We start from the raw sequence: 10893 nt of genomic DNA, 5'->3' as shown, positions 1-10893 counted from the left end.
ATTTTTGTGTAATCTTAAAAAATACCATGACCCTATCAGAGGAAGACTATATAAAAGCCATATATCACATAGGTAAAGGTGAAAACACAACAGTTTCTACCAATTCGGTGGCAGAACAGATGGACACCAAACCTTCATCCGTTACGGATATGGTCAAAAAGTTGTCGGAAAAGGGTTTGGTTAACTACAAGCCCTATAAGGGTGTTAGCCTTACTGAACACGGGCAAAAAACGGCCCTTACCTTAGTGCGAAAACATCGTCTATGGGAGGTTTTTTTAGTTGAAAAACTTGACTTTTCATGGGATGAGGTTCACGAGGTGGCCGAACAGCTAGAGCATATCAAAAGCGAAAAACTGACGGATAGTTTAGACAAGCTTTTGGGGTATCCTGAAGTGGATCCACACGGTGATCCCATTCCCTCTAAAAAAGGGGAATTCAAAAAAGCCATTAAAAAGTTGTTGAGCGAAGTGCCCATTGGTAAAAGTGGTGTTTGTGTAGGCGTTAAAGATTCTTCGGCACCCTTTCTAAAATTTCTTGACAAAAATAACATTGCCTTGGGAGATTCGGTTTTGGTGATAGACAAAGAGGAGTTTGACGGTTCTTTGCATATTAGAATAGGTGATAGGGATATTCATATCTCCCAACAGATTGCATCCAATTTATATTTAAAAATTACGGAATAATGATACAGCAGGTAATTGATTATTTTGAATCTATAGACCCGGTTCTGGCAGCTTTTTATGCTACCGTATTCACTTGGGGACTTACCGCTTTAGGAGCGGCCTTGGTTTTTGCCTTTAAAACAATGAACCGGGCAGTACTGGATGGAATGTTAGGGTTTACCGGTGGTGTGATGGTGGCCGCAAGTTTTTGGAGTCTTTTAGCACCGGGTATTGAGATGAGTCCCGGTGAGGGTTTTGTAAAGGTGATTCCCGCTGCCGTTGGTTTTTTATTAGGTGCAGCCTTTATTTTTGCTCTGGACAAGATACTTCCACATTTGCATATCAATTTTAAGGAAAGCGAAGCAGAAGGGGTCAAAACCCCTTGGAGGCGAACCACCCTTTTAACCTTGGCCATTACCCTGCACAACATTCCTGAAGGTTTGGCAGTCGGAGTGCTTTTTGGAGGTGTAGCCGCTGGTTTTGAAGGCGCGTCCATTGGAGGTGCGGTAGCCCTTGCCCTAGGTATCGGACTTCAAAACTTTCCGGAAGGCTTTGCCGTGGCCATGCCCTTACGTAGACATGGTTTGAGCCGAACTAAGAGCTTTTTATATGGTCAGGCTTCCGCTATCGTTGAGCCATTAGCTGCTGTTTTAGGCGCTTGGGCCGTTCTTACTTTTGAACCTATTTTACCTTATGCACTTTCTTTTGCTGCCGGCGCTATGCTTTTTGTGGTAGTAGAAGAGGTTATCCCCGAAACCCAACAGGATAAATATACCGATATTGCCACTATGGGCTTCGTAGGTGGATTTATCATCATGATGACTTTGGATGTTGGACTGGGGTAAACCTTATCGATTGATTTCCTCAATTAAATTGGCAACAAGGGCCGTCCACCCGGTTTGATGCGATGCACCCACGCCACGACCGTTATTGCCATCGAAATACTCATAAAACAGAATGAGGTCTTTGAAATAGGCATCTTGATGTTTTTCTTGGTGAAGCGCGTTCACAGGTCGGTTGCCATTCTCATCCCCCTTAAAAATAGAAATTAGCCTTTTGCTAATTTCAAAGGCAATCTCTTTTAAATTGAGGTAATTGTCACTTCCGGAAGGGTAGGCATATTTCAGGTTATCATCAAAATGATTATGATATTCCTTAAAGGTGCTAATGAATAGGTAGTTCATTGGCATCCAAATAGGACCGCGCCAGTTGGAATTTCCCCCGAATAAATCAGTAGTAGATTCAGCGGTTTCATAATTGATACAGTACTCGGCGCCATTAATATTGATGGAGTACGTTTCTTCATGAGCCTTTGATAAGGATCGTATACCGTAGTCACTTAAAAATTCGGCTTCGTCTAAAATACTTTTCATGAGCACATCCAACCGCTTCCTGGGAACTAAGGAAAGCAGTATATCTTTGCCGTCTTCATATTCTTCCAGTACTTGGTATTTGTTATTTTCCATACGGTATTTGCGGTACCAACCCATACTGGATTTAAACCTTGGAAGCTTTTCCAAAGATTCTTTTCTAACGTTAAGTACAGCGGCAAGAGACAACAATCCTGAAATGGACCTTACTTTTATAGGAATACGCTCGGTGTTGGGTAAAATAAGGGTGTCATAGAAAAAGCCGTCGTTTTCATCCCAAGCTCCAGCAGCTCCGTCCGATATTTTGTTCAAGGCTTCCGTGATAAAACAAAAATGTCCAAAGTACTTGATGCACATATCTTCAAAGCTGGCATCTTCCTTGGCAATCTCTATGGCCATCTCCAACATGTTGAGGCAGTAAAGCGCCATCCAAGAGGTGCCATCTACCTGTTCCAATACTCCGCCACCGGGTACCCCGTTACTGCGGTCAAAGACCCCAATATTGTCCAAGCCTAAAAATCCTCCTTCAAAAACATTATTGTTAAGGCTATCCTCCCGGTTCACCCACCATGTGAAGTTGAGGGCCAGTTTATTAAACATCCTTTTTAGAAAGTCCAAATCACCTTTACCGGTTTTACGAAGTTCCATTTGGTAAATTTGGATGGCCGCCCATGCCTGTACCGGCGGATTTACATCACTGAAATTCCATTCGTAGGCAGGAATTTGCCCATTGGCTGCCATATACCATTCCTTGGTAAAGAGCAACAATTGCTTTTTTGCAAATTCATGGTCTACCATGGAAAAGGTTACACAGTGAAAAGCGGAATCCCAAGCGGCGAACCAAGGATACTCCCAGGCATCGGGCATTGAAAGAATATCATGGTTTCTAAAGGTGGTCCAGCTGCTGTTTCTTCCCCATTTTCTTTCTTGCGGTGGATGGCTTCCCGGGTCTCCGTTCAGCCATTGCTCCACTTCGTAATTATAGTATTGTTTGGTCCAAAGGAGTCCTGCAAAAGCTTGTTTTTGTATTTCCCGTTGTTCAGTTGTGGAATTTTGGGTGAGGTTTTCCAGAAATTCTCGTGATTCTTGAATTCTATCCGAAAACACTTGGTCAAAATCGGTATTAAAAGGTTGGTCAATGGAGTTTTTGCTTAACCGCAAATGTATGGTTTTGGTTTCCCCGGAGGCAATTTTCATTTGATATAAAGGAGCAAATTTGGTGCCTTCCGTATTTTTTTCCGCCAAAGAGAAATCATTATTGACGACTGCGTCATGAAAGAGATCTTTCTTGAACGGATGGTCATTTTTACCATTGAAAACCCGCTCTGTATTGGTTTCGTTTTCTGTGAATAGGTACTTTTTGGGAGTATCAAAATACAAATGGTATTCGCCTACATATTCATGTCTTATGAAAACGCCGTGGGTGTTTTTAGTCGCTATTTTTTTGATAACAGGCTTTTGATTCATACCTGTAAAACTCCAAAAATTACGGATCCATAAAGTTGGTAACAAGCTGATGGGTGCCGATTGAGGCCCTCGATTGCTAATGGAGATTCTAATGAGCATATCCTCTTCGCCAGCCTTGGCATATTCCGTATACACATCAAAATACTCGTTGTTGTCAAAAAGTCCGGTATCCAAAAATTCGTACTCCGTTTCGTGCTTGCCGCGTTTTTGGTTTTCAGCTACCAGTTGCGCATACGGAAATTCATTTTGTGGGTACTTATAAAGGTGCTTCATGTACGAATGGGTGGGGGTGTTCTCCAGATAGTAATAGAGTTCCTTTACGTCTTCGCCATGATTGCCCTCCGGGCCGGTAAGTCCAAAAAGGCGTTCTTTTAAAATGGGGTCTTTGCCATTCCAAAGCGCCAGAGCAAAACAAATATTGCAGTACCTATCTGAAATACCGGCGATACCATCCTCGCCCCAACGGTAGGTTCTACTACGGGCATGGTCGTGTGGGAGGTAGTTCCACGCATCGCCATTGGCACTATAATCTTCCCTGACCGTTCCCCATTGACGTTCACTGAGATAGGGCCCCCATTTAAGCCAATCTTTTTTCTTTGAATAATGTTCTTCTAGCCTTTTATCTTCAACAGTTTTAGTATCCATAGATATGAATTGCAAAGTTTGATATGAAGATAATCAATGATTTCGGGCTATTGGGTACCTAAATGCTTATAATACGGACTTAAAAAACATCTAGAATTTATTTTAAGGAGACAAAAATTTTAATGCCTTTTGTACGTTTGCATAATACGTATAGAACACTTTGAAAGTTGACCCTATGAAAGAAGGCCGTAGTTGGTTTTGGAATATTTTAGCTGTAATTACCGTAATTATCTGTTTGTTTGCGTTCGTGCTTCACTATAAAAATTGGACCTCGACAGATAATGAGAGTTTCAGGGTAATGTCCGGATTTTACTACCAGAAGATTAAGTTTTCGGATTTGGATAGTGTTTTGATGGAAGAACGTATTCCTCCCATGGAACGTCTCAATGGATTTTCCGCCTTTGCCAAGGAAAAAGGTGTCTTTAGGGAGTTTAAAGATTCTCTTACGGACAAAAAAGTATATGTCTTTGCCGACAACATAGAGAATTCCAAAATAAAGCTGGTACACCACGATTCTATCAAAATCTTCGTCAACCTGAAAGATTCGGTGGAAACCGAGCAGCTCTTTCAGCAGTTATCCAGTAAACTACCGGTCGAGCCAAAATAATAAGGCCTTGTAATTTAAAATTTGCATCAAATTTTACGGAGCTTTTTGTGCATCAGTCTGATTTGATGTACCTTGAGACTGTAATCAATTAAAAAATGAATGATGGAAACAAGTGAAATTGCTTCAAAATTAGTGTCATGGTGCAAACAAGGTGAATTTGAAAAACCGTACCAAGAACTGTATAGCCCTAAAATTGTAAGTATTGAAAATGACGGAAAAGCCGAGGGTGCCTACGTTGAAGGTTTTGAGGGAATACAGAAAAAAGGGGAGTGGTGGCAAGAAAATTTTGAGGTGCACAGCACTGAAGTTTCTGAGCCCCTAGTTGCCCATAATTGGTTTTCGGTTAGGTTCGATATGGATACCACCCACAAACCATCCGGGCAACGCTCAAAAATGTCCGAAATAGCGGTTTACGAGGTGAAGGATGGTAAAATTGTAAAAGAGCAGTTTTTCTACGACGAAGAATAATAAAATGCATTCTTGTGAAAAGACTGATTTCCGATGGGGGTCGGTCTTTTTTGCTTTCTATCTTTGTAAAAAAATAAATGATGGTTCTGCTCGCTCAAATTTTTGGGGCTTTTTTTGGTCTCTTGGCCGTAATTTTTGGGGCTTTTGGTGCCCACGCCCTAAAAAAAATATTTACTGAAGACCAGCTAAAAAGCTTTGAAACCGGAGTGAAATACCAAATGTACCATGCCTTGGTTTTGTTGATGGTAGGGTTCAATTTTAATCTGGATAACGGTCATCAAGCAGCCATGGTCTACTGCTTCATTATTGGAGTGGTACTTTTTTCCTTTAGTATTTACGGATTGACTTTTAGCGGTGCCAAAGGTAAAAAGTGGAAATTTTTAGGTCCCATCACACCTCTTGGCGGTTTGTTATTGGTGGCGGGTTGGGCACTTTTACTTTACAACCTGATACGTAATTTAATTTAATCGGTAAATTCTACCTCAGAGGTAAACTCCTTAATAGCTTTGTTGGGTTCAATAATGTTGTAACCTTTCCAAAAATTGGGGTCGTAATTGGGCATGTAGGTAGGTAATACTTTATTGTTTTCTTTGAAGTATTCAAATTGCTCCTCGTTTATGGGTTCTTCATCAAAAACAACCAATTCGTACTGATTGATGTTGCCAAAAGAAGCATCCACTTTTAATTTTAATTCATTTTGTTTGCGGCGGCCTTTGACGTTTTTGTTTTTTTCAATGATGGCCAAGGGGCGTTTAAAACCGGCCTGTACCCCTTTAATAATATTGTAGTATCGTAGGTGGTATTTTTGATCGCTTCCCTTGGCAAAGATGATACTGCCTTTAGCGAGATATTCATTAAAGGAAACCCCCAAAAGACTAAAATCTCGAAGGGGTTCGGTGTTTTCAAAATCCATACGGATAAGGGCAAAGTCGTCTGAGTTGATATAAAGCGTGCCTTGAAATTCTGGCGAACCGTCAGGTACATATTTAATCACATAGACTGCCTGATCACCCAAATAGGTGAAGTTTTCCAGTGTTAATTCGTAACGCCTTGGTTTAAAGAGAATGTTGTAATCAGAATCGTCAAATATAGGTAGGTTGGCAAATAGATTGCCCAAGGTTTGCCGTTTGTATTTGGAGAAAAACTTTCTGCGGTCTTCCTTTTGTTTACGCTCTTCCTCCAGTTTTTGATTTAGGGCGGCGGCATCGGTGGAATCTATTTCCTCTTCGAACAAATCGCCCATATCCTCCGGGTCAATTTTGGTGCCGAACAGACCTGATTTTACCTTAAAGTAGGAATCCGTTTTAATATTCTTTTTGACAATGTCATTGAATTTTTCTTCCAGTTTTTCAAGGTCAATGTCTTTGTTCTTATCAAAAAGTTCCGAAGCTTTTATAAGGTCTAGCTTTTGCTCATCCGCATCATCGGCGCCATACAGGTCGCCCAGCATTTCGGTATAATACGTATTTTCCTTGGGAACGGTATTGATGACACTGTCCAGAAAATTTCGGTTAAAGGCCTCAATGGAAGATTTTTTAATTTCATATTCGGTCTTAAGAACCCTATTTTGATATGTTTCCCGAAGAAATACCCTTTTTTTGGTGTAATTGGTATAATAGTTTTTTTCAATATGATCTTCTACCAATTCTATGATTTCTTTGGGAGTGTACTCTTTGTTGGATACGATGACTTCCCGCAACTCAATAGCCTTAGGTTTTAAATAAACCAGGCTATCCTTGAATTCCTGAATGGGCTTTCCCATGCTTTCGTACCCAATACAGGAGATAAAAAGGGAGTCGGTAGGTTGAATTTGCGCATCCAAAGAGAAATTAAACCGTCCTTCTTCATTGGTGATCATTCCCCTATTATTGAGCTGCACGGTCGCGTAAGGCACCGGTTTTTTGGAGGCCAAGTCTACGATTACGGAACTTAACGACTGCGAAAATGATGACAGTGCGCATAAAAGAAGAAATAGGGTAAATGACTTTTGCACAGTGGAATTAAAGGTTACGCTTTTCAAAAAAAGAAAAGTTAAGCGAACCTACCGCCATTTTTTGGATTTTATTAGTAGCTATTTATTCTTTTTTTAACGCAATAGCAGAAACTTAGGTGGAAAGAAAAGTAAGGTGTCAGGGCTAATTGCAGCCACAATCATCTTGACCACAAGCTTTCTTAGGCCCTTTATTGGTGCTGAACAACGATTGGGGCAGAAGAAACTTTTTCACCAAATAACCAACGGCCATTAATACTATAAAGTAAGTGATGATGGTTTGTAACATCGCGTATTTTTATTTTAAGAATTGATAAGCTACCAATGCTATAAGATACGCAAAAGCGCTCATAAATACCAATTGCAGGGCCGGCCATTTCCAGGTATTCGTCTCTCGTTTCACGATGGCCAAGGTGCTCATACACTGCATGGCAAAGGCATAAAAAAGCAATAGAGATATTCCCGAAGCCAAATTGAACAAGGCTTTTCCGCTGGCAGGGTTGATTTCTGCCGCCATTCTGTTCTTAATGGTTTCCTCTTCATCACTACCAACACTATAAATGGTGGCCAAGGTGCCGACGAATACTTCTCGAGCAGCAAAAGAGGTGAGTACGGCAATACCAATTTTCCAATCGTAGCCCAAAGGTCTTACTATAGGTTCAATAGCCTTTCCCATTAAACCTATATAGGAGTTTTCCAGTTTATGGCTGGCTATTTCCTGATTTAAGGCGTTATTGAAAAGTAATTCTTCCTTAACTCGAACGGAATCGGTAATTGCCTTTTCCGAAATGTCATAAATGCCAGCTGAAACACTGTCTTGTAAAGAAGACTTGTACTTTGCGAGGTTGGATGCAAGGTTTTTTTGGTTGTATAGGGTGAGACCTTGGGTTTCTACCCTATCCGTAACAATTTCATCGGCTTTATGAAAATCGTCCGAAAATCCGTTAGACCCCAAAAACCATAAGACTATGGAAATGGCTAAAATTATCTTACCTGCTCCCAACACAAAACTCTTTGTTTTTTCCCAAACCGTGTATACCACGTTCTTGCCTAAGGGAAGTTTGTAATTGGGCATTTCAATGACAAAAAATTGTCGGCTTCTGATTTGCAGAATTTTGTTCAAAACCATGGCCGAAAGTATAGCGGCCCCAAAACCTATAAGGTAAAGCAGCATGAGGGTCAAGGGCTTGTAGCCAAGGCCTAAAAAGGTTCCTTCCGGTATGATAAGCGCAATAATGATTAGGTAAATGGGCAAACGTGCCGAGCATGTAGTGAAAGGGGTCACAAGAATGGTAATCAAACGCTCTTTCCAACTTTCAATGGTTCTGGTCGCCATAATGGCCGGAATGGCACAAGCGGTACCTGAAATTAGAGGAACCACACTTTTTCCGCTTAGACCGAAGGGTTTCATGACTCGGTCCATTAAAAAGACCACACGGCTCATATATCCAGATTCTTCCAAAAGGGAAATAAAAAAGAACAAAAAGGCTATTTGGGGAATAAATATCACCACCCCTCCAATACCTGCCAGGATACCTTCCGCTAATAAATCGGTAAGCATTCCGGGAGGCAATGTATTTTTCACCCATTCACTGGCCGATGCGAAAAGCTCATCAATAAAATCCATAGGGACTTCACTCCATGAATAGATGGCCTGGAAAATTAGCAACAGTATCATGAAGAAAATAAGGTAGCCAAAAACCTTGTGGGTTAGGATCCTATCGAGCGACGCCCTAAATCCCTTGGCGGCAGCGGTATCCACTTTGTAGGTCTCCTTTAGAACTCCATTAATATATTGATACCTAAGAATAGTTTCTTTTTGCTGTAGTCTTTTTAGTTCAGATTTCGTTTTGATGGAAAAAGAGGCATCCTCGTTAATACGTTGCTTTTCTACTGGCATGAAGTTGACATCCTGTGTTATTACCAGCCACAGTTTGTAAAGGTCTTCCTTTGGAAAAGTGTTTTTTAATTTTTGAAAATACTCGGGTTCTATAACAGAAATATCCAAGCTTTTTTCTGCCTTTATAGTTCCATATTCCGTAATGAGTTCTTTAAGTCTGTCCAGCCCCATACCCTTGCGCGTGCTCATGAGCGCAATTTTGGTGTTCAACTTTTCTTCCAGTAAAGGGATGTCTATAGAAATGCCCTTACGAGACATTCGGTCAGACATGTTGATGACCAGAATTGTAGGGATGTTAAGGTCTTTGATTTGGGTAAATAGAAGAAGGTTCCTTTTTAGATTTTCAACATCACTGATTACTACGGCAACATCTGGGTGGTCTTTATCATTTTTATTGAGGAGCAATTCAACGGCCACACTTTCGTCTAGCGAGGTTGTGTTAAGACTGTAAGTACCGGGAAGATCCAGGATGTGGGCCTTTAGCCCCCTAGGCAATTTGCAGATGCCTTCCTTCTTTTCAACCGTAATACCTGGATAGTTGCCCACCTTTTGGTTTAGACCGGTAAGTTGATTGAATACAGATGTTTTACCCGTATTGGGATTCCCTATGAGGGCAACGTTAATTTGTTTGCTCATAGGGCAGTCTGTTCTTGTATAAGGTCTAACTCTATAAGTTGTGCTGTTTCCCTGCGTATGGCCAAATGGCAACCATTTACGTTTACGTAGATAGGATCGTTTAGAGGGGCGATTTGAACCAATTCTATTTCATTGCCTGGCAGGCACCCTAGCTCCAGGAGTTTAATGGGCAAAACATCATCTGCAAACTCCCTAATTATCCCTTTTTGCCCTCTTTTTAACTCTGCGACCGTCGCCATTAACCTTATTTAGATTGATTATAATTAAAGGCAAAAATACTGTAAAATTCTCGAAAACGCTGAAATCTGCTTAAAAAAGCCTGTTTTGATATGCTCAAAGTGGAATCTCAATAAAATTTGGCTTGACTTAATTTTCCCGATAGGAAGACTTTAGGATTTCAAGGTCTGCCAAAAGTGCTTCCACATCCTCCTGTTTTGTTCCGTCATAAAATCCGCGGATACGCTTTTCCTTGTCTACCAAAATAAAGTTTTCTGTGTGGATCATGTCATAAGGGCCACCATCCCCATCGGTCTTTACGGCCAAGTACGATTTTCGGGCCAAGTCATAAATTTGTTTTTTGTCTCCGGTGACCAAATTCCATTTACTGTCATCTACTCCCTTATCTATAGCGTACTTTTTAAGTTGTGCTACTGAGTCAATTTGAGGTGTGACCGAATGAGAGAGCAGCATCACGTCTTTTTCGTTTTTAATTCTTTCCTGAATCTCCGCCATATTCTTCGTCATGATAGGGCAGATGGTAGGGCAAGTGGTAAAGAAAAAATCCGCCACATAAATTTTATCCTTATAATCATTTTGGGTGACCGTTTCGCCATTTTGGTTCACAAGGGAAAAATCTGCAATAGTGTGATATTTCTTTTTGTATTGTAAGGTGCTATCCACCAATTCCGGATTTACCATCGAGGGTTGGTAAATAGTTAGGATTTCTTTGGGTTGAAGTGCATTATAGAATAAATAGACAATTACGGTCGAAAGAACCAACAAAACCGCACCAAATATTTTGAACTGGGCAAAAAACGAGCGCATAATCTTTTTTGCAAAGATACGTTAGTACATCAAAGCTATCAAGATGCGATGGCTAAGGGGCTTACTAAAAGTTTCTTAAAATGATATGGGGCGGCAACTTTCTT

General features: G+C 40.8%; 10 protein-coding genes. 5 read left to right on the top strand and 5 right to left on the bottom strand.

Annotation, left to right across the window (positions count from 1 at the left end):
- Positions 1-26 precede the first annotated feature (26 nt).
- Positions 27-683, top strand: a complete 657-nt coding sequence (locus BIZ36_RS19465) for a metal-dependent transcriptional regulator (RefSeq protein ID WP_187459538.1) — start codon at positions 27-29, stop codon at positions 681-683.
- Positions 683-1507: a ZIP family metal transporter gene (locus BIZ36_RS19460; RefSeq protein ID WP_222937478.1), complete on the top strand. Its 825-nt coding sequence runs from the start codon at positions 683-685 to the stop codon at positions 1505-1507. The genes BIZ36_RS19465 and BIZ36_RS19460 overlap by 1 nt, the downstream gene beginning before the upstream one ends.
- 3 nt (positions 1508-1510) lie before the next feature.
- On the opposite strand, the gene BIZ36_RS19455 is transcribed toward BIZ36_RS19460, so the two are convergent.
- Positions 1511-4144: an MGH1-like glycoside hydrolase domain-containing protein gene (locus tag BIZ36_RS19455; RefSeq protein ID WP_187459537.1), complete on the bottom strand. Its 2634-nt coding sequence runs from the start codon at positions 4142-4144 to the stop codon at positions 1511-1513.
- A 175-nt stretch (positions 4145-4319) separates the two neighbouring features.
- Here BIZ36_RS19455 and BIZ36_RS19450 point away from each other — a divergent pair, with 175 nt between their 5' ends.
- The 3 genes from BIZ36_RS19450 to BIZ36_RS19440 all read left to right on the top strand — a co-directional run bounded on the left by BIZ36_RS19450 (position 4320) and on the right by BIZ36_RS19440 (position 5686).
- Positions 4320-4751 (top strand): hypothetical protein, encoded by a 432-nt coding sequence (locus tag BIZ36_RS19450; protein WP_187459536.1) that lies wholly within the window; start codon positions 4320-4322, stop codon positions 4749-4751.
- A 99-nt stretch (positions 4752-4850) separates the two neighbouring features.
- A complete protein-coding gene (locus tag BIZ36_RS19445; protein ID WP_222937477.1) occupies positions 4851-5219 on the top strand; it encodes a nuclear transport factor 2 family protein in 369 nt (122 codons plus the stop codon).
- Positions 5220-5296: 77 nt separating this feature from the next.
- The gene (locus BIZ36_RS19440; protein WP_286175005.1) at positions 5297-5686 is read left to right on the top strand and encodes a DUF423 domain-containing protein; all 390 of its coding nucleotides are present in this window, start codon (positions 5297-5299) and stop codon (positions 5684-5686) included.
- Here BIZ36_RS19440 and BIZ36_RS19435 read toward each other — a convergent pair.
- The 4 genes from BIZ36_RS19435 to BIZ36_RS19420 form a co-directional block, all read right to left on the bottom strand.
- Complete coding sequence (locus tag BIZ36_RS19435; protein ID WP_222937476.1) at positions 5683-7239, bottom strand: carboxypeptidase-like regulatory domain-containing protein; 1557 nt, start codon at positions 7237-7239, stop codon at positions 5683-5685. The genes BIZ36_RS19440 and BIZ36_RS19435 overlap by 4 nt on opposite strands.
- A gap of 268 nt (positions 7240-7507) precedes the next feature.
- Positions 7508-9745 (bottom strand): ferrous iron transport protein B, encoded by a 2238-nt coding sequence (gene feoB / locus BIZ36_RS19430; protein ID WP_187459535.1) that lies wholly within the window; start codon positions 9743-9745, stop codon positions 7508-7510.
- On the bottom strand, positions 9742-9984 hold the full coding sequence (locus BIZ36_RS19425) for a FeoA family protein (protein ID WP_187459534.1): 243 nt from the start codon (positions 9982-9984) through the stop codon (positions 9742-9744). Before BIZ36_RS19425 ends, feoB begins: the two co-directional genes overlap by 4 nt.
- A gap of 127 nt (positions 9985-10111) precedes the next feature.
- A complete protein-coding gene (locus tag BIZ36_RS19420) occupies positions 10112-10789 on the bottom strand; it encodes an SCO family protein (protein WP_187459533.1) in 678 nt (225 codons plus the stop codon).
- Positions 10790-10893: the final 104 nt, after the last annotated feature.

The organism is Cytophaga sp. FL35 (assembly GCF_014349235.1).
Classification (GTDB): Bacteria; Bacteroidota; Bacteroidia; order Flavobacteriales; family Flavobacteriaceae; genus Euzebyella.
Note: the sequence above shows the minus strand (reverse complement) of the source record. Positions and strands in the feature narration are given on the sequence as shown.